Annotated in this window: 23 protein-coding genes and 3 tRNA genes; 5 read left to right on the top strand and 21 right to left on the bottom strand. The window is 62.9% G+C overall.

Going from position 1 to position 22,662, the window contains the following annotated elements:
* Nucleotides 1–7: 7 nt before the first annotated feature.
* The gene (locus tag PPGU16_RS04750) at nt 8–886 is read left to right on the top strand and encodes a cytochrome c oxidase assembly protein (RefSeq protein ID WP_180721917.1); all 879 of its coding nucleotides are present in this window, start codon (nt 8–10) and stop codon (nt 884–886) included.
* A gap of 28 nt (nt 887–914) precedes the next feature.
* Here PPGU16_RS04750 and PPGU16_RS04745 read toward each other — a convergent pair whose 3' ends face one another.
* The 6 genes from PPGU16_RS04745 to uvrC form a co-directional block, all read right to left on the bottom strand.
* Complete coding sequence (locus PPGU16_RS04745; RefSeq protein ID WP_180721916.1) at nt 915–1,400, bottom strand: GNAT family N-acetyltransferase; 486 nt, start codon at nt 1,398–1,400, stop codon at nt 915–917.
* Nucleotides 1,401–1,489: 89 nt separating this feature from the next.
* Nucleotides 1,490–1,563, bottom strand: a tRNA-Cys gene (locus tag PPGU16_RS04740).
* 151 nt (nt 1,564–1,714) lie between these two features.
* Nucleotides 1,715–1,790 (bottom strand) — tRNA-Gly (locus PPGU16_RS04735).
* Nucleotides 1,791–1,858: 68 nt separating this feature from the next.
* Nucleotides 1,859–1,934, bottom strand: a tRNA-Gly gene (locus tag PPGU16_RS04730).
* A 162-nt stretch (nt 1,935–2,096) separates the two neighbouring features.
* Nucleotides 2,097–2,687, bottom strand: coding sequence for a CDP-diacylglycerol--glycerol-3-phosphate 3-phosphatidyltransferase (gene pgsA, locus PPGU16_RS04725; RefSeq protein ID WP_035990191.1), 591 nt, complete (start codon nt 2,685–2,687; stop codon nt 2,097–2,099).
* 129 nt (nt 2,688–2,816) lie between these two features.
* Nucleotides 2,817–5,018 (bottom strand): excinuclease ABC subunit UvrC, encoded by a 2,202-nt coding sequence (gene uvrC / locus PPGU16_RS04720; protein WP_180721915.1) that lies wholly within the window; start codon nt 5,016–5,018, stop codon nt 2,817–2,819.
* A gap of 109 nt (nt 5,019–5,127) precedes the next feature.
* Between uvrC and earP the strand changes: the two genes are divergently transcribed.
* Together earP and efp are read left to right on the top strand one after the other, a co-directional pair.
* Nucleotides 5,128–6,309: an elongation factor P maturation arginine rhamnosyltransferase EarP gene (gene earP, locus PPGU16_RS04715; protein ID WP_180721914.1), complete on the top strand. Its 1,182-nt coding sequence runs from the start codon at nt 5,128–5,130 to the stop codon at nt 6,307–6,309.
* Between the two features lie 322 nt (nt 6,310–6,631).
* Nucleotides 6,632–7,189 carry an elongation factor P gene (efp, locus tag PPGU16_RS04710; RefSeq protein ID WP_035990188.1) on the top strand — a complete coding sequence of 186 codons (558 nt, stop codon included), beginning with the start codon at nt 6,632–6,634 and terminating at the stop codon, nt 7,187–7,189.
* Between the two features lie 45 nt (nt 7,190–7,234).
* Here the strand turns inward: efp and PPGU16_RS04705 are convergent, their stop codons facing one another.
* Nucleotides 7,235–7,408 (bottom strand): hypothetical protein, encoded by a 174-nt coding sequence (locus PPGU16_RS04705; RefSeq protein WP_207795227.1) that lies wholly within the window; start codon nt 7,406–7,408, stop codon nt 7,235–7,237.
* A 71-nt stretch (nt 7,409–7,479) separates the two neighbouring features.
* Between PPGU16_RS04705 and PPGU16_RS04700 the strand changes: the two genes are divergently transcribed.
* Nucleotides 7,480–7,686 carry a CsbD family protein gene (locus PPGU16_RS04700; protein WP_007741080.1) on the top strand — a complete coding sequence of 69 codons (207 nt, stop codon included), beginning with the start codon at nt 7,480–7,482 and terminating at the stop codon, nt 7,684–7,686.
* Between the two features lie 136 nt (nt 7,687–7,822).
* On the top strand, nt 7,823–9,205 hold the full coding sequence (locus tag PPGU16_RS04695) for a sigma-54-dependent transcriptional regulator (RefSeq protein WP_180721912.1): 1,383 nt from the start codon (nt 7,823–7,825) through the stop codon (nt 9,203–9,205).
* 77 nt (nt 9,206–9,282) lie between these two features.
* Here PPGU16_RS04695 and nagZ read toward each other — a convergent pair whose 3' ends face one another.
* The 14 genes from nagZ to PPGU16_RS04625 form a co-directional block, all read right to left on the bottom strand.
* The gene (gene nagZ, locus PPGU16_RS04690) at nt 9,283–10,314 is read right to left on the bottom strand and encodes a beta-N-acetylhexosaminidase (RefSeq protein WP_180721911.1); all 1,032 of its coding nucleotides are present in this window, start codon (nt 10,312–10,314) and stop codon (nt 9,283–9,285) included.
* Nucleotides 10,315–10,377: 63 nt separating this feature from the next.
* Nucleotides 10,378–10,785 carry a holo-ACP synthase gene (gene acpS, locus PPGU16_RS04685; protein WP_180721910.1) on the bottom strand — a complete coding sequence of 136 codons (408 nt, stop codon included), beginning with the start codon at nt 10,783–10,785 and terminating at the stop codon, nt 10,378–10,380.
* A gap of 42 nt (nt 10,786–10,827) precedes the next feature.
* On the bottom strand, nt 10,828–11,592 hold the full coding sequence (gene pdxJ, locus PPGU16_RS04680) for a pyridoxine 5'-phosphate synthase (RefSeq protein WP_180721909.1): 765 nt from the start codon (nt 11,590–11,592) through the stop codon (nt 10,828–10,830).
* A complete protein-coding gene (gene recO / locus PPGU16_RS04675; RefSeq protein WP_238268493.1) occupies nt 11,589–12,593 on the bottom strand; it encodes a DNA repair protein RecO in 1,005 nt (334 codons plus the stop codon). Before recO ends, pdxJ begins: the two co-directional genes overlap by 4 nt.
* Entirely contained in the window at nt 12,580–13,479 is a 900-nt protein-coding gene (gene era / locus PPGU16_RS04670) for a GTPase Era (RefSeq protein WP_180721908.1), read from the bottom strand. Before era ends, recO begins: the two co-directional genes overlap by 14 nt.
* A 64-nt stretch (nt 13,480–13,543) precedes the next feature.
* Nucleotides 13,544–14,842, bottom strand: a complete 1,299-nt coding sequence (rnc, locus tag PPGU16_RS04665; RefSeq protein ID WP_180722547.1) for a ribonuclease III — start codon at nt 14,840–14,842, stop codon at nt 13,544–13,546.
* A gap of 183 nt (nt 14,843–15,025) precedes the next feature.
* Entirely contained in the window at nt 15,026–15,919 is an 894-nt protein-coding gene (gene lepB, locus PPGU16_RS04660) for a signal peptidase I (RefSeq protein ID WP_180721907.1), read from the bottom strand.
* 19 nt (nt 15,920–15,938) lie between these two features.
* Entirely contained in the window at nt 15,939–17,732 is a 1,794-nt protein-coding gene (lepA, locus tag PPGU16_RS04655) for a translation elongation factor 4 (protein WP_180721906.1), read from the bottom strand.
* A 171-nt stretch (nt 17,733–17,903) separates the two neighbouring features.
* A complete protein-coding gene (locus PPGU16_RS04650) occupies nt 17,904–18,173 on the bottom strand; it encodes a glutaredoxin family protein (RefSeq protein ID WP_180721905.1) in 270 nt (89 codons plus the stop codon).
* Between the two features lie 5 nt (nt 18,174–18,178).
* Complete coding sequence (locus PPGU16_RS04645; protein WP_180721904.1) at nt 18,179–19,699, bottom strand: DegQ family serine endoprotease; 1,521 nt, start codon at nt 19,697–19,699, stop codon at nt 18,179–18,181.
* 19 nt (nt 19,700–19,718) lie between these two features.
* A complete protein-coding gene (locus tag PPGU16_RS04640) occupies nt 19,719–20,759 on the bottom strand; it encodes a MucB/RseB C-terminal domain-containing protein (protein WP_180721903.1) in 1,041 nt (346 codons plus the stop codon).
* A gap of 4 nt (nt 20,760–20,763) precedes the next feature.
* Nucleotides 20,764–21,405 carry a sigma-E factor negative regulatory protein gene (locus PPGU16_RS04635; protein WP_180721902.1) on the bottom strand — a complete coding sequence of 214 codons (642 nt, stop codon included), beginning with the start codon at nt 21,403–21,405 and terminating at the stop codon, nt 20,764–20,766.
* A 99-nt stretch (nt 21,406–21,504) separates the two neighbouring features.
* Nucleotides 21,505–22,104, bottom strand: coding sequence for an RNA polymerase sigma factor RpoE (gene rpoE, locus PPGU16_RS04630; RefSeq protein ID WP_007734577.1), 600 nt, complete (start codon nt 22,102–22,104; stop codon nt 21,505–21,507).
* A gap of 132 nt (nt 22,105–22,236) precedes the next feature.
* On the bottom strand, nt 22,237–22,620 hold the full coding sequence (locus PPGU16_RS04625; protein WP_243460571.1) for a protein YgfX: 384 nt from the start codon (nt 22,618–22,620) through the stop codon (nt 22,237–22,239).
* Nucleotides 22,621–22,662 lie beyond the last annotated feature (42 nt).

The following is a 22,662-nucleotide window of genomic DNA, read 5'->3' as shown; positions in this document are numbered from 1 at the left end:
ACCCGCGATGACTTTGCTCTACTGGCTCGAACCCTGGGAGCCGTCGCCGGCTATCGTGGTCGTGATGGTGATCGCCGCGCTGCTGTTCGCGCGCGGCGTGCGCAAGGCGAAGGTGTCGGCGGCGCGGCAGGCGTCGTTCTGGTTCGGGCTGGCCGCGCTCTACGTCGCGCTGCATACGCGGCTCGACTATTTCTTCGAGCATGAGTTCTTCATGCATCGCGCGCAGCATCTGGTGCTGCATCATCTCGGGCCATTCTTCATCGCGCTGTCCTATCCTGGTGCCGCGATGCGCGCGGGTATTCCGTTCGCGTGGCGGCAGCGCTTCGTGCGGCCCGCGCTACAGACGCGATACGTGCGCGCGACGCTCGACGTGCTGTTTCATCCCGTCGTCGCTGTCGTTCTGTTCGTTGGACTGATCTATTTCTGGCTGCTCTCGCCGGTTCATTTCGTCGCGATGCTCGACTGGCGGCTGTATCGCGTGATGAACTGGAGCATGGTGATCGACGGGTTGATGTTCTGGTGGCTCGTGCTCGATTCGCGGCCCACGCCGCCCGCGCGGCTATCGCCCGGCAAACGCGTGCTGCTGATCGTCGCCGCCATTCCGCCACAGATCGCGCTCGGCGCGTTCATCTTCTTTTCACCGCGCGAGCTTTATCCCGTGTATTCGATTTGCGGGCGCGCGTTCACATGGCTCAGCCCGATGCGCGACCAGCAGATCGGCGGGTTGGTGCTATGGATTCCGGGTTCGATGATGAGCGTGATCGGCGCCGTGCTCGCACTGCGTCACTGGATGAGACTCTCGGCGCGAGCGCGTCTGCGTGACGAACGGCACACGCACGTGCCGACCTCTGCCGGCACGCAAATCGTCGCGCACGCCGACCGTTGATCTGCCTTCAGACGCAGCAGAGCAAGCGTCAGGCAGAACGCATCCAGATATGCGGGATACCGTCCTCTTCGTGTACGTCCGAAATCGGCGAGAAGCCGAACGCACCATAGAACGGCTGCAGATGCGCCTGCGCATGCAGACGTATGGGCGTGCCGGGCCATTGCGTACGGATATGGCCAAGTACCGTTTCGAGCATCGCGCTACCGAGGCCTTGTCCGCGAAAATCGGCGGTCGTCAGCACGCGGCCGATGCGGATGTCGGCATCCTCGCCATCGGGCAGCAACACGCGCAGATAGCCAGCCAGTTGCGCGCGCGTGCCGGACGGCTGCTGCGCGCCGTACGCGAACAGATGCCATGCGCCGATATCGAGTCCATCGACATCGCCATACAGACAGTTCTGCTCGATCACGAAGACGGCCGCGCGAGCGGCGAGCATGTCGTAGACCTCGACGTTCGTCAGATCGTCGAAAGCCTTCCAGCGCCAGTCGATAGGAGAAGTCTGTTTGCTTTGCATACGTTGCTTCCGGTCGTGACGTTGCCAGGGCGCGAAACCTCGCGCTGAAAAAAGAAAAGCCCCGAAATCTCGGGGCTTTTCTTTGCTTCTGGAGGCGCGAACCGGAGTCGAACCGGTCTAAACGGCTTTGCAGGCCGCTGCATAACCGCTTTGCTATCGCGCCGAAAGCGGACTGCCGAACCGTACTTTGTTGCAGCTGCAACGGCTCGCAGATTGTGTGCGACGACCTGATTAACACTACATCAGAGCCATCTACGCTCGATGCTCCTCACGAAGCATCAAACAAAAAGGGAAGCTTGGCTTCCCCCTGTGTGTGGAGCGGGAGACGAGTCTCGAACTCGCGACCTCAACCTTGGCAAGGTTGCGCTCTACCAACTGAGCTACTCCCGCATGAACCTGCGCTTTACTGCTTCACAACGCCCTGCTGACTGCCTGATGCAAAACGCTGCTTCGAAATCTGGAGCGGGAGACGAGTCTCGAACTCGCGACCTCAACCTTGGCAAGGTTGCGCTCTACCAACTGAGCTACTCCCGCGTTTTGCTTCTACTGCTTCCTAGTGTTTCGCGCTGTTTAGTAGCGCGTGCACCGGAGAAACGAGATTATGTAGAAGCCGCCGAATCGTGTCAACTCTTTTTGTACGAGAGATTGAAAATTCTACTGACGCATCGCGCGGACACCGCGACGGCGACCACTGCGTCACGCCATACCACCGCGCTCGCGGATCTGCGGCCACGCAAGTTTCATGTAGTACAGCATCGACCAGATCGTGAGGAACGCGGCGAGATAGATGAGCCACAAACCCCACACGCGCGTGTCGATCGACAACACGCCGAGCGATAGCGGACCATAGAACAGCAGCATCGGAATCGCCGTCATCTGACAGGCCGTCTTGAACTTGCCGAGCGAATTCACCGCGACGCTCTTCGACGCGCCGATCTGCGCCATCCATTCGCGCAGCGCAGAAATCGCAATCTCGCGGCCGACGATCACCAGCGCGATCGCCGAATCCAGACGCGACAACTGGACGAGCACGAGCAACGCGGCGGTCACCATCAGCTTGTCGGCGACGGGATCGAGGAACGCGCCGAACGCGGACGTCTGGTTCCACTTACGCGCGAGAAAGCCGTCGAACCAGTCGGTCAGCGCGGCGAGAATGAAAATCGTCGCCGCGGCCAGATTGCGGTGCGCCGGACTCAGCATCATGTCCGGCAAATAGAACACGCCCACGACGAGCGGAATCAACACTATCCGCAGCCACGTCAGGAAAATCGGGAAATTAAACGGCATGGGCAGGCGCTACGTTCTGAGATAAGAGATGCAATTGTGCCGCTTCACCGGGCGAGCCACAAGCAAGGCCCGGGCGCACGGCCCGCAGAGCGCCGTCAGCGCTCGAAGCAGAACCAAATGCAGACGCATTCAATGCAACTGACGATAAATCTGCTCGGCAAGCGCGCGCGAAATACCCTCGACGCTCGCGAGATCGTCGATACTCGCCGCCACCACGCCGCGCAAGCCGCCAAAGCGTGCCAGCAGCCGCTGACGCCGCTTCGCGCCGACGCCTTCCAGTTCTTCGAGCCGCGACGTCTGGCGCGTCTTGCCGCGCTTCGCGCGCATACCGGTGATCGCGAAGCGGTGCGCTTCGTCGCGGATCTGCGCGACCAGCATCAGCGCCGCGCTTTCCTTGCCGAGTTCGAGCGACGGACGCCCGTCCGCAAATACGAGCGTTTCCAGGCCAACCTTACGCCCTTCGCCCTTCGCGACACCGACCAGCATGCCGAGGTCCAGCCCAAGTTCGTTGAACACCTGGCGCGCGATCTCGACCTGCCCTTTACCACCGTCGATCAGCACGATGTTCGGCAACAGCCCGCCCGCCGCGACGGGTTCCGCGCCTTCCGGCGTGACGGCTGGGTCGGCGGCGGCTTCGGGTTGCAGTTCGGCCGCTTCGTCGTTGGCGTTGGCCGCGGCCTGCGCGACCATCTTTTCGTAGCGGCGCGTGAGCACCTGACGCATCGCCGCGTAATCGTCGCCGGGCGTGATGCCTGTGATGTTGTAGCGCCGGTATTCGGACGACTGCATCTTGTGATGGTGAAAGACGACGCACGACGCCTGCGTCGCTTCGCCCATCGTGTGGCTGATGTCGAAGCATTCGATACGCAGATGCGCCAGGTCTTCGCATTCGAGCGACAACGTGTCGGTGAGCGCGCGCGTACGCGATTGCTGCGAGCCTTGCTCCGACAGCAGCCGCGCAAGCGCGATCTTCGCGTTCTGCTCGGCCATCGCGAGCCAGGCGCGTTTCTGGCCCTGCGGCTGGCGCAGCAGCGTGACCTTGTGTCCGGCCTGCTCGATCAGCAGATCGACGAGTTCGCGGCTCGCGGGGGCGTGGCTGACCACGAGCACGGGCGGCACGCGATTGCCCAGATAATGCTGCGCGATAAACGCTTCGAGCACTTCCGATTCGATGCCCGGTGTTCCGCGCGGCTTCTTGCCGGCATCGGTATCGGTATCAGTATTGGCATCAGCATTTGCGTCAACGACGACTTCGTCACCATCCTCCGACGGGTCTGCATCCACACCCACGACTTCATCGGACTCGTCGCCCAGTTCCGCTTCGACATCGATCACCGCCGCAGGCGCGACCGGCACGATTCCATCGCCGTCGTCGAAACCGCCCTCTGCCGCTGTCAACGCGCTTTCGACATGCGTCGGGAAATACGCCTTGTCGCCCAGATGCCGGCCGCCACGCACCATCGCGAGGTTCACACACACGCGCCCGCCAAGCGCGACGACGGCCAGAATATCGACGTCACTCTCGCCGCCCACCTCGATGGCCTGCTGATGCAGCACCGTCGACAGCGAACTCATCTGATTGCGCACAGCCGCTGCCTGCTCGAACTTCAGTTCGCTGGCGAACGCGTGCATCTTCTGCTCGAGTTCCTTCATCACTTCCGACTGCCGTCCAAGCAGGAAGCGCGACGCGTTCGATACATCGCGTGCGTAGTCCTCTTCACTGATCGCGGCAACGCACGGCGCCGTGCATCGTCCGATCTGATGCAGCAAACACGGCCGCGTGCGGTTGTTGAACACGGAGTCTTCGCAGGTGCGCAACTGGAACACGCGCTGCAGGATCTGAATGCTCTCACGCACAGCCCATGCGCTCGGGAACGGTCCGAAGTACTGGTTCTTCTTGTCGACCGAACCGCGGTAATACGCCATGCGCGGGAACTGATGACCCGTCAGCTTCAGATACGGATACGACTTGTCATCGCGAAACAGGATGTTGTAGCGCGGCGCCAACGCCTTGATCAGATTGTTCTCAAGCAATAGCGCTTCGGCCTCGGAACGCGTGACCGTCGTTTCAATCTTCGCGATCCGCGTGACCATCATCGCAATGCGCGGCGACAGCAGCGTCTTCGTGAAGTAGCTCGACACGCGCTTTTTCAGGTCGCGCGCCTTGCCCACGTACAACACCGCGCCCTGCGCATCGTAGTAACGATAGACGCCCGGCATGTGCGGCAACTGGCGCAGCACCTTCTTCGGGTCGAAGTCTTCGGCGACGGCTTCGGGCACACCGGGCTTCGCGGCGGAACCGGCTGCGGGAGAGGAATCGGATCGGGTCATGCAGAATCGGATTGGACGCCGCGTACGGACGGCGCGTCATGTGGGTGATGTGGCTTAGAATCGCCAGTTTAGAACATTCCGCTCACGCCCGAACCCAGGCGCCGCCATCATGTCTTCCGCTCCCACTCAAGCGTTGCAGCCGTCGACGATCGCGTGCGACATATTCTGCGCGGTGATCGACAACTTCGGCGACATCGGCGTCTGCTGGCGCCTCGCGCGGCAACTCGCAGGCGAGCATGGCTGGCAGGTGCGCCTCCTCGTCGACGATCTGCATGCGTTTCACAAGCTCAATGCATCCGTCGATGTGAAAAGCGCGCGGCAGACGGTGGACGGCATTGTCGTCGAACACTGGCACGAGCCGGCGCACGCGGGCGATACGCTGCAGGTGGCGGACGTCGTGATCGAGGCGTTCGCGTGCGAGCTGCCGCATGTCTATATCGAAGCAATGGCGCGGCGCGAGCACGCACCCGTCTGGTTCAACCTCGAGTATCTGAGCGGCGAGGACTGGGTCGCGGACTTTCATTTGCGGCCGTCGCCGCATCCACGTCACGCGCTGAACAAGACGTTCTTTTTCCCAGGGCTCGGCAAGGGCACGGGCGGTGTGCTGAAGGAGCGCGATCTGGACGCGCGCCGCGCGGCGTTCGAAGCATCGCCCGATGCGCGCGCCGCCTGGTGGCAAGCGAAGACGGGCGGCAGGCCGCCGTCGGCGGACGCCACCGTCGTTTCGCTGTTTGCCTACGAGAACCCGGCCGTCGACAGCCTGCTCGAGCAATGGCGCGATGCCGAAGGCGAAATCGTGCTGCTCGTGCCCGAAGGCCGTATTTCGGGCGCGGTCGCGCGGTTCTTTGGCCTGCCGTCGTTCGCGGCGGGGACGCAGACCTCGCGCGGCAGTCTGCGCGCGCACGCGCTCGCGTTCACCGATCAGCCCGGCTACGACGAACTGCTGTGGGCGAGCGACTTCAACTTCGTGCGCGGCGAGGATTCGTTCGTGCGCGCGCAATGGGCGGCACGGCCCTTCGTCTGGCACATCTATCCGCAAGCCGATGACGCGCATCTGCCAAAGCTGGACGCCGCGCTCGCTCACTATGCGCACGGCCTGCCCGCGGCGGCCCGCGCCGCCCTCGGCCGCTTCTGGCACGCGTGGAACGGCAACGGCACGCCCGACTGGACCGAACTGCAACGCCACCGCCGAGTGCTCGACACGCGCGCGGCCGACTGGGCGCGCGAACTCGCGTCGATCGGCGATCTCGCCGGAAATCTCGCCGTATTCGCAAAAAGTCAGTTAAAATAAGCGGTTATCCAACGGCCGACGACGCAAGCGCGGCACGACGACGAAGCGCAAGGCGGCGCATGACAGGTCCGCCTTCGCAGCCATGTCAGTCCGTGTCACACGCGTACGCGCCCGCTTCGGGTAAAAAGAAGCAGACGGACGAAGCACGGAACCACGCGCCAGCAGACATCGGCGCCGCTCCGGCAAGCACCGGCCCCGCTCACCGCGCACCCTAGCTCGATCTACCGCCAAGGTGTCGAACGCGCGCCGGGCGCCGAACCCGCTTACGCCGTATGCCGTTGAGCAAAAAGTTGAAGCACCTTATTTCGTACAGGACAGTTTTATGAAGATCGCTCAAGAACTCCGCACCGGCAACGTGGTGATGATCGGCACCGACGCGATGGTCGTGCAGAAGGCCGAATACAACAAGTCGGGCCGTAACGCCGCCGTCGTCAAGATGAAGTTCAAGAACCTGCTGACGGGCGCGGGCATGGAAACCGTGTACAAGGCGGACGACAAGTTCGACGTCGTCGTGCTGGATCGCAAGGAAGTCACGTACTCGTACTTCGCTGACCCGATGTACGTGTTCATGGACGCCGACTACAACCAGTACGAAGTCGAAGCCGAAATGATGGGCGACGCGCTGAACTACCTCGAAGACGGCATGGCTTGCGAAGTCGTGTTCTACAACGAGAAGGCGATCTCGGTCGAACTGCCGACCACGCTGGTCCGCGAAATCATCTACACGGAACCGGCTGTCAAGGGCGACACGTCGTCGGGCAAGGTTCTCAAGACCGCCAAGCTGAACACCGGCTTCGAACTGCAAGTCCCGCTGTTCTGCAACATCGGCGACAAGATCGAAATCGACACGCGTACCAACGAATATCGCAGCCGCGCATAAATTTGAATCGCACGGCATTGCATTCGTCTTAAGTCCTGAGTCAACTCAGGGTTTTTGAATTAAAAAGCGCCCTTCGGGGCGCTTTTTCTTTTTTTCGCGACCGTGTATGGTGGTGGAAATCTTTACCGGCCAGTCATGCAATTTTGCCAGGTCGGCTGGCGCCACCGGTGTTTTTATCCCGCGCTCACGTCGGTTTTTCAAGAAAGTCCGGTTTGGCACGCGTCCTGCTTATATCGAAGAGATCAAGCCTTTAAGGCTTTCGTTCATTCGGAAAACACGGGAGGTGTGTCATGAACAACGATATCGCTGAAGGCAAGTGGAAACAGATGATCGGCAAAGCGAAAACCGCGTGGGGCGAACTCACGGACGACGAACTGACCAAGGCGGAGGGTCGCGCAGACAAACTGGCGGGCTTGATCCAGGAACGCTATGGCAAGACCCGCGACGAAGCGGAGCTCGAAGTGCGCCGTTTCTTCGACAGCAACCGGCCCTTCTGATCCGGGTCGCGTCCGACCACCGCGCCTGCCTGGGAGCATTGGCCGCTCAAGCCCACTCATCAAGCGTCCGTGCGTGCGCCGCCTCTGGCGAGCCGCGCGCGTCGGGCATCCGTCAATCTGAACAGTTGCGCTCGTTATGCCACATGCCCTGATTGTCGAAGACGATCCTAATAGCCTGTCAGGCCTGTCCGCGATTCTCGCCGCCGACGGCTTCTCCGTCGACACCGCGATCACGCTCTCCGAAGCACGCGCAGCCCTGACACGCTTCATCCCCGACGTCGTGCTGGTCGACTTGAACCTGCCCGACGGCAGCGGGCTCGACCTGCTCCAGCATCTGCCTGCGCAGCCGCCCGGCGGCGCATTGCCCGTGATCGTGATGACGGGCAATGCGACGGTCGAAAGCGCGATCGAAGGCTTGCGCCACGGCATCTGGGACTACCTGCTCAAGCCCGTCAACATTCCACGGCTGCGCAGCCTGCTGGCGCGCATCCCGCGTCCCTATGAACTCACCGAGGAAGTGCAGACGCTGCGCGCCAAGCTTCGCCGCATGGGTCGCTTCGGGCCGATGATCGGCTGCAGCGGCGCGATCCAGCATATCTACGATTCGATCGAGCACATCGCGCCGACGGAAGCGGCCGTGCTGATTTCGGGCGAAGCGGGCACCGGCAAGGAAGTCGCCGCGCGCACGCTGCATGAGATGAGCCGGCGCCGCAAAGGCCCGTTCGTCGTGCTCGACTGCCGCTCGGCGCAGGCCGTCGCGGGCGGCCGGCCGCTCGAGAGCCTGCTGTTCGGTCACGAACGCGGCGCATTCGGCGGCGCGGAGCAGCGCGAGCCCGGTCTCTTCGAGCAGGCCAGTGGCGGCACGCTCTTCATCGACGAGATCACGATGCTGCCGCGCCCGCAGCAAGAAGCACTGCTGAGCGCGCTCGATTCCCAGACGTTCATGCGCGTCGGCGGCACGAATCAGGTGGCGACCGACTTCCGGCTGATCGCATCGACGCGCAAGGTGCCGCGCTCGGCCGTTGCCGAAGGCACGCTGCATCAGGATCTCGGCTTGCGTCTCGAAGCGGCCGCGTTGTCGCTGCCGCCACTGCGCGAGCGCGGCGAAGACCCCGCTCTCTTCGCGCAGGCGCTCGTCGACGAACTGAACGACGAAGCCAACGCGCGCGGTGTCGCGGATGCGACCAAGCTGGTCGGGCCAAACTTCGTCCGCGAGTGCCTGGCGTACGAGTGGCCGGGCAACGTGCGCGAATTGCAGGATCGCGTGCGGCGCGCGTATCACGCGTCCGGTGACGTGCTGGAAACGCTGCGCGCCGACGAAGGCAACGGCGCAGGCGGCCGTGATCTGAACGGCGGCCGCGTGCAGGTCACCGTCGGCACGCCGCTCGCGGACGTCGAGGAAATGCTGATTCGCGCGACGCTCGATGCGGTTGGCGGCACGCGGCATCGCGCGGCATCTCTGCTCGGCATCAGTCCGAAGACGCTGTACAACAAACTGCAGCGCATGCGCCTGAACTGAACTCGCGCGTCACCAAAGCAAAAGGACGGGTTCCGGCTGGAATCCGTCCTTTTTTATTTTCGACCGCGAGGTGACGATCAGCCCGCGAACGTCTCGCGCAACAACGCCTGCGCCTGCTGATACTGCGGCTCGTCCATCAACGCGTCCCACGAAAGCGCATCGCCGCGCGGCCGCATCCGTTCGAGACGCTGCCTCGATTCCTCCGACGGCATGAAGCGCAGCGCATCGAGCACCTTGCCCGCCTCGTCCGGCTGATTACAGATCAGCACCATATCGACACCCGCTTCGAGCGCGGCCGTCGCGGCCTGCGTCAGCGTGCCGCCCTGGCGCGCAGCCTCCATCGACAGATCGTCGCTGAAAACCGCGCCCTCGAAGCCGAGCTTCGTGCGCAGAATGTCCTGAATCCACACGCGCGAGAAACCGGCCGGCTTGCTGTCGACCTTCGGATAGATCACGTGCCCCGGCAGCACCGAAGCGAGCGACAAGCCAAGCCAGTCATACGGCTTGACGTCCTCGCCGAGGATCTCGTCGAGCGTGCGTTCGTCGACGGGCACGGCCACATGCGAATCCGCCGACGCAAATCCGTGCCCCGGAAAATGCTTGCCGCAGTTCGCCATGCCCGCAAGGGCGAGACCGTGATTGAGGCTCTTGGCGAGCATCGTCACGACGCGCGGATCGCGATGGAACGCGCGGTCGCCGATCACCTGCGAGTGGCCGTAGTTCAGATCGAGCACGGGCGTGAAGCTCATGTCGATACCGCATGCGCGAAGCTCGGAGGCGAGCACATAGCCGACGGCCGTCGTCACCTTGGTCGCGCGCAGCACGTCTTCGTCCCACAGCGCGCCGAGCTTGCCCATCGATGGCAACACCGTGAAGCCATCGGTGCGAAAGCGCTGCACGCGGCCGCCTTCGTGATCGACGGCAATCAGCAGATCGTCGCGTATGTTGCGGATCGCATTGGTCAGCGCGACGAGTTGTGCGCGGCTCTCGAAATGGCGCGTGAACAGGATCACGCCGCCCGTCATCGGATGCGCGAGGCGACGCTCGTCGTCGGCGTTCAGGGTCTTGCCGACGACGTCGAGCATCACCGGGCCAGGAGTCAGTTTCATCGGATTTGCGAAGAAGAAGGAAGAACGCGGCGCCGCTCTCTAAGACGCGCCGCGCTGAAAGAATCAGGCAGAAGGTTCAGCTGTCTCGGCGATCACGAATGACACCGCGTAATCGCGCTCATCGGACAAGGTCACTTTCGACGTAATCCCGCGCTCGGCAAGCCAGTCGGCCAGCTCACCCGACGCCACGCACATCGGACGGCCGCTCGGCTCGTTCAGCGTCTGTAGCGCTCGCCATGTCATCGGCCAGCGCATGCCGAGTCCGATCGCTTTCGAGAACGCTTCCTTGACGGAGAAGCGCGTCGCGAGAAAAGCGAGACCGCGCACCTGCGAGCGCGCGTTACGCGCGTGATAGATGCGAAGCTCGTCAGGGCCGAGCACTTTCTCGGCGAAGCGTCCGTTGGTGCGCTCCATCACCGCCGCGACGCGGCTGACCTGAACGATGTCGGTGCCGATGCCGTAGATCGCCATACGTGTGCCGTCGCTGTCCGTTATGAGTGTTGCCGTGTCGGGTCAAGCACGCGCCGCGAGACGCGCGGCGACCATGATCGCCTTCATCTCGCGCACGGCGTTGTCCCAGCCCGCGAAGATCGCATGCGCGACGATCGCGTGGCCGATGTTGAGTTCGACGATGCCTTCGATCGCCGCAATCTGCTGGACGTTCGTGTAGTGCAGGCCGTGACCCGCGTTGACCTTCAGTCCCAGCGACGCGCCGAATTCGACGCCGCGCACGATGCGCTCGTACTCGCGCTGCTGTTCGCCCGCGTCGTGCGCTTCAGCGTAAGCGCCCGTGTGCAGTTCGATCACGGGCGCGCCCGCCTCGTGTGCGGCGCGAATCTGCGCCTCGTCGGCATCGATGAAGAGCGACACGCGCGAGCCGGCGTCGGCCAGTTGCTTGCACGCGGCACGTACCGACTCGAAATGCCCGACCACATCGAGGCCGCCTTCCGTCGTCAGCTCCTGACGCTTCTCCGGCACGAGACACGTGTCATGCGGCTGCACCTCGCACGCAATATCGAGCATCTCCTGCGTCACAGCGCATTCGAGGTTCATGCGCGTCTTCAATTGCGAGCGCAGCGCGCGCACGTCGGCATCGACGATATGGCGGCGGTCTTCGCGCAGATGCAACGTGATCGCATCGGCGCCCGCTTCTTCCGCCTGCAACGCCGCGCGGATCGGGTCGGGATAGGACGTGCCGCGCACGTTGCGCAGCGTGGCGACGTGATCGATATTCACGCCGAGGTCGATCACAGTCGGGGAAGTCAGAAAGAAGCTCATAGATTCTGCAGGTCGATCAGGATCTGGCGGGTCGCGAGCGGCGTGCCGCCCAGATAGGTGTTGAGCAAAAAGCGCATCAGCGTCTTGCTTTGCGCGACGGTCTGCGCTCGATGGTAATCGTCCTGCTCCATGTCGAGCAAGGTCTGTCCGCTGATCACAGGCCAGTTCGAAGGATACTCGCCGGATGCTTCGCGCACACCGCGCTCGGGATCGAACACATAGCGGCCTTCAGGCACGACGGCCTTGCGCGCTACGGTGCGATTGAGCGACATCGCGTAGCCGGTTTCGCGCAGCAGCACGCGCTCGAACGAACGCAGCACCTGCACAGGCGGCTCATCGTGTGCAAGGCGCGTCAGCGTGACGACGTAGTGATGGAACAGTTGTGGATGCGGGTCTTCGCGCGCGAGAAACTTGACGAGCAATTCGTTCACGTAGAAGCCGCACAACAGCGCATCGCCGCCGAGCGGCAACATGCCCCCGACCCACTCGGCGCCCGTCAGCGTGCGCATTTCCGACTTGCCGGACCAAGCGAGCGACAACGGCTGGAAGGTCTGCAGCACGCCGCGCAGCGCGGAATGCGGACGCTTCGCGCCCTTCGCGACGAGCGCGATGCGGCCATGATCGCGCGACAGCACGTCGACGATCAGACTCGTCTCGCGATACGGATAGCTATGCAGCACGAACGCGGGCTGCTCGGAGATACGGAAATCGGAGGCTGGCGCACGCGGCACACGCGAGCTCGAACGACGGCCTGATGTCTTGCGCAGCGTGGCTTCAGCGTGATCGCCGCCCTCGCTGAAGTCATCCCCGTCCTGACGCGGCGCGCTGCGTTTCGTCGAGCGCGCAGGGCGCGCCGGCTTTGCGCGTGGCGGCGGCGCAAGCGAGGCCGGCTGCTCGTCGTGAGCGGGGGCGTCGTCGGGATCGGCGTCCGAGCTGGTTTCGTTCGGCGGCGTCATCCACGCTTCAGATTGGGTGTCCGATGCGCCGTCATTCGTAACCATAGGCGCGGAGTCCGGCTTCATTGTCGGCCCAGCCACTCTTCACCTTGATGAACGTCTCCAGATACACGGGGCCGTCGAACAGCTTCTCCATGTCGAGGCGCGCCTCCGTGCTGATCTGCTTCAGCTTCGCGCCCTTCTGGCCGATGATCATCGCCTTGTGCATATCGCGCTCGACGAGGATCGTCGCGAAAATGCGGCGCAAGCGCCCTTCCGTCTCGAACTTGTCGATCAGCACCGTGCTCGTGTACGGCAGTTCGTCGCCTGTCCAGCGGAACACTTTCTCGCGCAGGATTTCGGCGGCGAGGAAACGTTCGCTGCGGTCGGTCAGATCGTCTTCGCCGTAGATCGGCTGGCCTTCGGGCAGGTACGGCTTGACGGTCGCCAGCAGGCGCTTGATGTCGTCGGGATTCTTGGCCGACAGCGGCACGATTTCCTTGAATTCGCGCAGCGCGTTCATCTGCTGCATGAACGGGAACAGCGAATCCTTGTCGTTCACGCGGTCGAGTTTGTTCGCGATGAGCAGCGTCGGCGCGGACTTCGGGATCAGGTCCAGCACTTTCTGGTCGTCGGGACCGAAGCGGCCGGCTTCGATCACGAACAGTACGGCATCGACGGATGACAGCGTCGACGTCACCGCCCGATTCAGCGAGCGGTTCAGCGCGCTGCTGTGACGCGTCTGGAAGCCGGGCGTATCGACGAAGATGTACTGCGCGTCGTCGATCGTGTTGATGCCCGTGATGCGATGGCGGGTCGTCTGCGCCTTGCGCGACGTGATACTGACTTTCTGGCCGACCAGCGCGTTCATCAGCGTCGACTTGCCGACATTCGGGCGACCGACGATTGCGACCATGCCGCAGCGAAAACCAGTGGGAGTGGGAGCGTTCATATTCGTACTACGGCAGGTTCGTGCGGACGCGCGTCAGATCGAGCGCGTCCACGTCGTATAGCGTTCAATGACCGGCATCGGCCACGCGGGTGTGCACCGCGCCGGCGACGCCGGGTTCGAGGTCGCCCGCGCTCGCGCCGGGCGCGGCCTCACGGGCGCGGGACGCGGATTTGTCCGCGCCGCGAGCGTTGGTGTCGGGTTTTTCTGCGGGTTTTTCCGCAGACTTCTCGGCAGGTTTGTCCGACGCCTTGTCAGCCGGCTTTTCGACGGGCTTCTCAGGCGTCTTTTCCGCTGCACGCGCCGGCGTGTTGTCCGGCTTGTCCTGATTCTGGCGTTCGGCTGGACGCTCGGCCAGTTTCAGTACCGTGTCCGGTTTGTCTGCCGAGCGCGTAGCGCGCTCGCCCTTTTCGCCGCGCTCGGTCTTGTCGCCGCCCGCGGATTCCTGGCTGTATTCGACATGCGCCGCGCGTATGACCGCAAGCGGCGCCGCAGCCGCCGCCTGCCCCGCCGACGGCAGATCCGGCGTGACCGGCTTCGCCTCGGCGCGTGACGCGCGATCGGACCGGCGCGTGTCGGGCGCGCGCAGATCGAGCGCCGCCTGAACGCCCGTCACGCCCGGCACGATTTCGGTTTCGGCCTGCTTGGCCGCGCGCGAACTCTTCGAGCGCTTCGGCTTGGCCACCATGGCGGGCGCTGCCGCCATCACCTCGTCGAGCGCCTTCTTCGCGGCGGCCTGCTCGGCCGCACGGCGGCTCGCGCCCGACCCGGACACCTTCACGTCCAGCTTAGGCACGGTGCACTCGACTTCGAACTGCTGATTGTGCGCCGCACCATGCGTGGCGACGACGGTGTAGGTCGGCAGCGGAATCTTGTGACCCTGCAGGTACTCTTGCAGCAGGGTCTTGGCGTCCTTGCCGAGCGTGCGCGGGTCGATGTGATCGAGAATCGGCACGTACAGCCGCTTGATGACCGTCTGCGCCGCCTCGAAACCGCTATCCAGAAAGATCGCGCCCAGTATGGCTTCCAGCGTGTCAGCGAGAATGGACGGGCGACGGAAGCCGCCGCTGCGCAATTCGCCTTCACCGAGCCGCAGGCTCTCCGAAATATTCAGGGCCTGAGCAATCTCGTATAGCGACTGTTGCTTGACCAGATTGGCACGAACGCGGGACAGATCACCCTCGTCCAGTTTCCCGAAACGTTGGAACAAAAGCGCAGCCACCGCGCAATTCAGAACGGAGTCGCCGAGAAATTCCAGCCGCTCGTTATGCGTGGCACTGTGACTGCGGTGAGTTAAAGCCTGACGCAACAATTCCGCATTGCGAAATTCGTAGCGCAAACGGCTTTCCAACGGAGATAGGGGCATGTGCAGAGTATAACGCGGGCGCACCACAGGGCGGAGAGTGCGAGCCTCGCAGCCCCGGCGCCGAAAAAGCGTGTTGTAGCGACGTTACCGCGCGTTGTTAAAGTAGCGTGATAACACGTCGCACGCGATGCGCGACGTGTTGCGCGGTTCAGTGCGCATCGTCATGCGATGCGCGAGTGGCGATCAATGGAAGCCGCCGATGCGTTTCAGGTTGCTGAAGTTCATCCAGATGAAGAACGCACGACCGACGATGTTCTTGTCCGGCGCGAAGCCCCAATAGCGACTGTCGGCACTGTTGTCGCGGTTGTCGCCCATCATGAAGTAGTTGCCCGGCGGCACCTTGCACGTGACACCGCGTGCGTCGTACTTGCAGTTATCGCGATAAGGGAAGTCTTCTGCCCCGACGATGAACGGCGGCACGGCCGGGTTATTGAGAATGCGGTTCTTGCGGCCGTCGAGGTCTTCTTCGAACTGCTTCGCGTAGCCGATGCGCTCTTCATCGAAGTAATCGGGCAGCGGCGTCTCGGGCACGGGCTTGCCGTTGATCGTGAGCTGCTTGTCCTCGTACGCAACGACGTCGCCGGGCAAGCCGATCACGCGCTTGATGTAGTCGACCGATTCGTCCTTCGGATAGCGGAACACGACGACATCGCCACGTTGCAGCGGACGGCCTTCCGTGACCTTCGTATTCGTGATGGGCAGACGGATGCCGTAGTCGAACTTGTTGACGAGGATGAAGTCGCCGACGAGCAGCGTCGGCACCATCGAACCGGACGGAATCTTGAACGGCTCGACGACGAACGAACGCACGACGAACACGACGAGAATGACCGGGAAAAAGCTCGCCGTGTATTCAAGCCACCACGGCTGGCGCAGCTTTTCGTCACGCAGGCGCGCGCGCGTGGCGGGCGCATTCTCATCGGCGAAGCGTTCGCCGACGCGTGCCTGTTGATTGTCGAACTCGGCGACGGCTGCTTCCGCCGCGCGGCGCCGTTTTGGCAGGAAAACCAGTTTGTCCGCGACCCATGCCACGCCCGTAATGATCACGAGCACAAAAAGAATCAGCGCAAAATTCATAGGGTTCCAGTTCTTAGTCTTATTTGTCTTCGACGCGCAGAATCGCGAGGAAAGCTTCTTGCGGAATCTCGACGGAGCCGACTTGCTTCATCCGCTTCTTGCCTTCCTTCTGCTTTTCCAACAGCTTCTTCTTACGCGTAATGTCACCGCCGTAGCACTTTGCCAGAACGTTCTTACGAAGTGCTTTGATGTTCTCGCGCGCAATGATGTGCGCACCGATGGTCGCCTGAATGGCGACGTCATACATCTGGCGCGGAATGATTTCACGCATCTTCGCCGCGACTTCGCGACCGCGATACTGGCTCTGTGAACGGTGAACGATCACCGACAACGCATCGACCTTGTCGCCGTTGATCAGCATGTCGACCTTCACGACGTCCGACGCGCGATACTCCTTGAACTCGTAGTCCATCGACGCGTAGCCGCGCGACACCGACTTCAACCGGTCGAAGAAGTCGAGCACGATTTCGCCCATCGGGATTTCGTACGTCAACTGCACCTGCCGGCCGTGATACTGCATGTTGATCTGCGAGCCGCGCTTTTGCGTGCACAGCGTGATCACCGAGCCGACATAGTCTTGCGGCATGTACAGGTTCACGGTGACGATCGGTTCGCGCACTTCTTCGATCTTCGACGGATCCGGCATCTTCGCCGGGTTCTCGACCGTCAGGATCGTACCGTCGCGCTGCACGACTTCGTAGACGACGGTCGGCGCGGTCGTGATCAGGTCCATGTCGAACTCGCGCTCGAGCCGTTCCTGGACGATCTCCATGTGCAACAGCCCGAGGAAGCCGCAACGGAAACCGAAGCCGAGCGCCTGAGACACTTCCGGCTCGTACATCAGCGACGCGTCGTTGAGCTTGAGCTTTTCCAGCGATTCGCGCAGTGCGTCGTACTGGTTCGCCTCAACGGGATAGAGACCGGCGAACACCTGCGGCTTCACTTCCTTGAAGCCGGGCAGCGGTTCGGCCGCCGGACGCTTGACGATAGTGACGGTATCGCCCACCTTCGCCGCCGTCAGTTCCTTGATGCCGGCGATGATGAAACCCACCTGCCCCGCCGACAACTCTTCCAGATTCTTCGATTTCGGTGTGAACACGCCGACGTGTTCGACGGGATATTCCGCGCCCGTCGCCATCATGCGGATCTTGTCTTTCGGACGCAGCGTACCGTTGACGATACGCACCAGCATCACGACGCCGACGTAGTTGTCGAACCACGAGTCGATGATCAGCGCTTGCAGCGGCTCGTCTGCGCTGCCCTTCGGCGGCGGCACTTTCGCGATCAGCGCTTCGAGCACATCCTGCACGCCCAGGCCCGTCTTGGCGCTGCAATGGGTGGCGTCGGTGGCGTCGATACCGATCACGTCTTCGATCTCGGTGATCGCGTTTTCGGGGTTCGCAGCCGGCAGATCGATCTTGTTCAGCACGGGCACGACTTCGACGCCCAGTTCGATGGCCGTATAGCAGTTGGCGACCGTCTGCGCCTCGACGCCCTGACTCGCGTCGACGACCAGCAGCGCGCCCTCACACGCGGAGAGCGAGCGGCTGACCTCGTACGAGAAGTCGACGTGCCCTGGCGTGTCGATCATGTTCAGGTTGTACACCTTGCCGTCGCGCGCGCGGTACGTCAGCGCGGCCGTTTGTGCCTTGATGGTGATGCCACGCTCGCGTTCGAGGTCCATCGAGTCGAGAACCTGTGCTTCCATCTCGCGGTCCGACAGACCGCCGCAAAGCTGGATGATGCGATCGGCGAGCGTCGACTTGCCATGGTCGATGTGCGCAATGATCGAAAAGTTACGAATATGATCCATTCAGTGCCGATCAAGCGAAAAAGGCGCGCTCTGACGATAGCGGAGCACGCCTTGTAAGTAAGTGAAAAACCTATCTATTTTAGCCGAAAAGGGGGTCGCCGGGCGGGACTTACAGGCAGCGGGCGTTATTCATGCTATCTCGCCGTCCGCTTCGGTCTGCAGGTTCGGCTCTCAACGCGGCGGCGTTGCGTGATGACGTGTCAGCGCCGCACGCACCCGCGCTTCGTCGAGATGGTAGTGACACAGCTCGACGCCCTCGTGAACCAGCACGGGCACCCAATCGTTGTAACGCGCTTCGAGCGTTGGATCGGCGTCGATGTCGATCACTTCGAGTTGCGCGCCGAATTCAGCCAGCAAAGGCGCGAGCGCGGCGCGCATGTCGTCGCAGAGGTGGCACCACGCGCGTCCATAGAGCGTGAGCGATGCCACCGCGTCGACCATGTCGCTTACTTCTGCGCGCGCGGGCGAACCGGCACGAACTGCGTGTTCTCGCCGCGACGGACCAGCAGCGCGACCATCTTCGACGGATCGAGATGCGACGTCACTTCGTCAAACTGCTTGGCACTCGTGATATCCGTGTCGCCGACACGCAGAATGATGTCGCCGCGCTGCAGCCCAACGCGCGCAGCCGGACCGTCGACGGCATCGACCTGCACGCCGTTGCGCAGCTTGAGCGTCTTCATCTGGTCGGCCGGAATGTCGCTGACGGCCACGCCCAGCGCATTCGACGCCCGCGGCTTGGGCGTCGGCGCCTTCTTCGGGTCGACCTTCGCGGTCTTGTCGGCCTGCATTTCGGTCACGGTCACCGGCAATTCGCGCGTCTGGCCCTTGCGCCACAGCGTGATCGTCGCCTTCGTGCCCGGCTTCGTGTCGCCGACCATGCGCGGCAGATCGGTTGCCGTATCCACATTGTGGCCGTTGAACTTCAGGATGATGTCGCCCGGCTGCACACCGGCCTTGTCGGCGGGACCGCCCGGCTCGACGCTGCTGACGAGCGCGCCCTGCGCTTTCGGCAGACCGAGCGAATCGGCCACGTCCTTCGTCACTTCGCCGATCGCGACGGCAATCCGGCCACGTGTGACCTTGCCCGACGTTTTCAGCTGATCGGCCACACGCATCGCTTCGTCGATCGGAATCGCGAACGAGATGCCCATGAAGCCGCCCGTGCGGCTATAGATCTGCGAGTTGATGCCGATCACCTCGCCCTGCATGTTGATCAGCGGGCCGCCCGAGTTGCCGGGATTCACGGCGACGTCGGTCTGGATGAACGGCAGATAGTCGCCCGTATCGCGTCCCTTCGCGCTGACGATACCCGCCGTCACCGTGTTCTCGAGACCGAACGGCGAACCGATCGCGACGACCCATTCGCCAACGCGCACCTTGTTCGAGTCGCCGATCGGCACAGTAGGCAGATTGGTTGCGTTGATCTTCACGACGGCCACGTCCGTGCGGTCGTCGACGCCGATCAGCTTGGCCTTGAACTCGCGCTTGTCAGTGAGCGTGACGTAAATCGTGTCCGCGTCGTCGATCACGTGTGCATTCGTCATCACGTAGCCGTCCGTCGACAGGATGAAGCCCGATCCGACACCGCTGTTCTGCTCGGAATCGCTGCCGCCGCTATCCGGCGACTGATCCTGGTCGTTATTGCCGCCGCGCGGCGAATTCGGGGAATTCGGTGAGTTCGGCGTACCCGGCGACTGCGGGGAGTTAGGCATCGGAATGCCGAAGAAACGCCGGAAAAACTCCGACATGTCGCCGTCGTCCATGCCGGGCGGCAAACCGCGCGTGCTATTGGAGACGCGCGCCGTGGTGCGGATGTTGACGACGGCCGGCCCGACCTTGTCGACCAGATCGGTGAAATCAGGCAGATTGGCAGCAGGCGCCGCCGACGCCGCATGCGGCACGAGAGGCAGGCAAGCCATCAGCACTGCGGCCGCGAAGAATTTGCGCACCGAAAGAATCGTCATGTCGTAGGGGACCGAAGGATTACCTGGAAGGCTTGTATTCTATGGCAGCCGCAAATTGCTGCAACGTGGTCTGAGGCACTTCCCCGAGCAAGGTGATCCAGAAATCGCCGCGCCGCTTGACCAGCACGTGCGTTGCGCCGCTGCTTCCCGCGCCTTCCTTGCGGGTGCTCTTTTCGACCGGCTCGACGAAGATCGAGATTGCGGCGAGACCGTCGGAGTACACCATCTGGTCGACGGGAATGGGCGGATTGGCCGGATCGTGAGCCGCCATCGGCCGGCGCAGTTCGCGAATCTTGCGGAAACCCGCAACGGGCGACGTCACCTGCCAGCCCTGCGCTTCCATATCGACGGGCTCGACGGGCGGGCGCACCACCGTCCAACCCGACGTGTTCTTGATGCCCGCGGCGATCGGCGCTTTATCGACTGGCACGCCGATGCGAATCTGCGAAAACGACATCTGCTCGAGCACCTGACCGCTCGGGTCGAGCGTCTGCGCGCGCAGCAGCAGGCCGGTTTTGGTGTCGGCCCACAGCTTGTACGCGAAGCGGTTCGCGTCCTTCGGATCGAGTTCGATGACCTGGCTGTCGAGGCCCGCCACGCGGTCCGTGCCCAGCATTTTCGGCTCGTAGACGGACAGGACCTGCTCGCCGCTCGCCGACATCAGCGCCGGGAACGAGTCCTTGTTCTGCCGTTTTTCGACGACGCACAGATGCCGTTCCGGCACGAACGTGTAGAGCTCGTCGTTGTGGCGCAGGATCTTGCGCGGCGCGCCGTCGAGGCTTTCGAGCGACTCGAACTCGCCGTCGCTACGTGTCGTGTAGTGGGCAATGCGCGACGATTGCACGAAATTGCCGCGCTGATAGAGGAACGTGCCTTCGTAGTTCTGCTGCTGCGCAGCCTGATGAACGCGGTTCAACAGTTCCGCCGCGCTGTGCCGGGTGGCAGAGTCGTCGGTTTGCGCGTAAGTGCGCGACGTGGCGGACAACATCACGGCTGCGCAGAACAGGAATGCTGGCAGCCGCCCCCAGATAGTCGTTTTTTTCAACCGCAGACTCTGCATCAGGTTAGTGGCCCTGCGTGGTCAGAGAAGCCGCGCGGAGCAACGGCATCGAACCCGATACGACGGGCTGAAGGCCGAACTGTTGATGCGCTTCCAGATATTGGTCGAGGCTCGCGTCACGGATGATGTTGCCGTCCGATACATTGGCTTGAGCCGTGGTCGCGGCAGGCATCGAAGCCATCGCCACGCGCTGCACCGAATCGCCCTGCGGCGCGACCGATGCAACCTGCGTCACGCCTGCGACCGTGCTCACGCCCGAAAGCTGCGGCATCACGATCCACGTCAGCGTCGCGGCGGCAGCGGCCACGGCGAATGCCGGAATGACCCGGCGGCGCAGCGCCAGCAGACGGCGCGTAGCCGGCACGGAAGCTGGCGCCAATACATGCGCCTCGCTTTCGAAGCGGGCCGCGAAACCGTTCAGAAACGCGCTGCTCGTTGCCGGACTGACGGCCAGGTCGTCGGAACGCAGCGCGTCGCCGATCAGGTGATAACACGACCATGTCGCGCGCTCTTCACGACCCAGCGCGGCCAGAATTGTGTTTGGATGCTCGCCGTCGAGCAGTTCACCGTCGACAAAAGCCGACAGACGCTCGCCCTGCGAGCTTGCTTGCGCATTCGATTGCATTGGCATCGAAACCGACCCCATGATGCTCCCCATCTTTACAGACACCCCGTAGTGACACCACTTAACCCAGAGACTGCGCCGCCGTCCGCGAGACCGGCTGGCTGCTGTGTCGAACAGCTGCTACCAGCGCTTGCCTTCGGGTGTGTCAAGCAGCGGACGCAATTTTGCCGCAATGGCCTCGCGAGCGCGGAAAATTCTTGATCTGACGGTGCCGATCGGGCAACCCATCATTTCAGCGATTTCCTCGTAGCTCAGACCTTCAATTTCACGAAGAGTTATGGCGGTGCGCAGCTCTTCCGGTAAAACCGCCATCGCAGCATTGACCGTCTCAGCGATCTGTTTGCTCATCAACATCGACTCGGGCGTGTTGATATCCCTTAGTTGGTCCGCATCCGAGAAAGTTTCAGCTTCTTCTGCATCCGCTTCCGTCGAAGTGGGCGCTCGCCGGCCCTGGGTCGCAAGGTAATTCTTGGCCGTGTTGACGGCAATCCGGTACAACCACGTATAGAACGCGGACTCGCCGCGGAATTGGGGCAGCGCCCGGTATGCCTTGATGAAGGCATCCTGGGCCACATCCTCGACCTCGGCGGGATCCCGCACGAGGCGCGAGATCAGGCGGATGATCTTGCGGTGGTACTTGGCGACCAGAAGCTCGAACGCGGCCTTGTCACCATTCTGGACGCGTTCAACCAGCACCTGATCTATTTCTTTTTCGCTCACCTGATAAATCCGTTAACTTTTGCGCGTGTAGCGGGGCACCATTGTAGCGTCCCCTTCAACGCGGCACGTTACGCCCGTAACAGCCGTTACAGTCTTTACAGTCAAGGCGCCTAGCCGCGCCGCAAGGCCCGCTCAGACGTGCGCGCCGTGTCTTGCGAGCACGGCGAGCTCACGAAAAGCGTCGCGTCCGGCCATGTCGGCGAAGATCAGGAGGCGATGCAACTTCCCGCCGTCTTCTTCCAGCCACAGCATCAGCAGGCTGTCGCTCCACTGGCTGCATCCAACGATACTGCCCTGAGCGCGTAATATTCCCGCCCGATTCCAGACGGACAGTCCTTCCGGCCCGATTTTAAGGGCGACCGGCTGATTGCGCGCGTGACGGGCCGCAGCCGCCGCGAGAATCGCGAACACGGCGGCCGCAGCCACGACCGCGTGGCCCACGCCGAAGCGGGGCCCGACCGTCATGCCCACGGCGGCGACAGCAAAAGCGATGAAAAGTGCCGTCGCCAGATACAACGCGGCGGACCGCCGCAGCGCGATGCGCCGCGAGGGTCCGCC

The organism is Paraburkholderia largidicola, assembly GCF_013426895.1.
Lineage (GTDB): Bacteria > Pseudomonadota > Gammaproteobacteria > Burkholderiales > Burkholderiaceae > Paraburkholderia > Paraburkholderia largidicola.
This window is presented reverse-complemented; position numbering and strand designations above follow the sequence as displayed.

Coding starts and splice junctions, on each gene's coding strand:
- PPGU16_RS04750 (WP_180721917.1), top strand. CDS start 8: ATGACTTTGCTCTACTGGCTCGAACCCTGGGAGCCGTCGCCGGCTATC.
- PPGU16_RS04745 (WP_180721916.1), bottom strand. CDS start 1,400: ATGCAAAGCAAACAGACTTCTCCTATCGACTGGCGCTGGAAGGCTTTC.
- pgsA (WP_035990191.1), bottom strand. CDS start 2,687: ATGCCGTTTAATTTCCCGATTTTCCTGACGTGGCTGCGGATAGTGTTG.
- uvrC (WP_180721915.1), bottom strand. CDS start 5,018: ATGACCCGATCCGATTCCTCTCCCGCAGCCGGTTCCGCCGCGAAGCCC.
- earP (WP_180721914.1), top strand. CDS start 5,128: ATGTCTTCCGCTCCCACTCAAGCGTTGCAGCCGTCGACGATCGCGTGC.
- efp (WP_035990188.1), top strand. CDS start 6,632: ATGAAGATCGCTCAAGAACTCCGCACCGGCAACGTGGTGATGATCGGC.
- PPGU16_RS04700 (WP_007741080.1), top strand. CDS start 7,480: ATGAACAACGATATCGCTGAAGGCAAGTGGAAACAGATGATCGGCAAA.
- PPGU16_RS04695 (WP_180721912.1), top strand. CDS start 7,823: ATGCCACATGCCCTGATTGTCGAAGACGATCCTAATAGCCTGTCAGGC.
- nagZ (WP_180721911.1), bottom strand. CDS start 10,314: ATGAAACTGACTCCTGGCCCGGTGATGCTCGACGTCGTCGGCAAGACC.
- acpS (WP_180721910.1), bottom strand. CDS start 10,785: ATGGCGATCTACGGCATCGGCACCGACATCGTTCAGGTCAGCCGCGTC.
- pdxJ (WP_180721909.1), bottom strand. CDS start 11,592: ATGAGCTTCTTTCTGACTTCCCCGACTGTGATCGACCTCGGCGTGAAT.
- recO (WP_238268493.1), bottom strand. CDS start 12,593: ATGGTTACGAATGACGGCGCATCGGACACCCAATCTGAAGCGTGGATG.
- era (WP_180721908.1), bottom strand. CDS start 13,479: ATGAACGCTCCCACTCCCACTGGTTTTCGCTGCGGCATGGTCGCAATC.
- rnc (WP_180722547.1), bottom strand. CDS start 14,842: ATGCCCCTATCTCCGTTGGAAAGCCGTTTGCGCTACGAATTTCGCAAT.
- lepB (WP_180721907.1), bottom strand. CDS start 15,919: ATGAATTTTGCGCTGATTCTTTTTGTGCTCGTGATCATTACGGGCGTG.
- lepA (WP_180721906.1), bottom strand. CDS start 17,732: ATGGATCATATTCGTAACTTTTCGATCATTGCGCACATCGACCATGGC.
- PPGU16_RS04650 (WP_180721905.1), bottom strand. CDS start 18,173: ATGGTCGACGCGGTGGCATCGCTCACGCTCTATGGACGCGCGTGGTGC.
- PPGU16_RS04645 (WP_180721904.1), bottom strand. CDS start 19,699: ATGACGATTCTTTCGGTGCGCAAATTCTTCGCGGCCGCAGTGCTGATG.
- PPGU16_RS04640 (WP_180721903.1), bottom strand. CDS start 20,759: ATGCAGAGTCTGCGGTTGAAAAAAACGACTATCTGGGGGCGGCTGCCA.
- PPGU16_RS04635 (WP_180721902.1), bottom strand. CDS start 21,405: ATGGGGTCGGTTTCGATGCCAATGCAATCGAATGCGCAAGCAAGCTCG.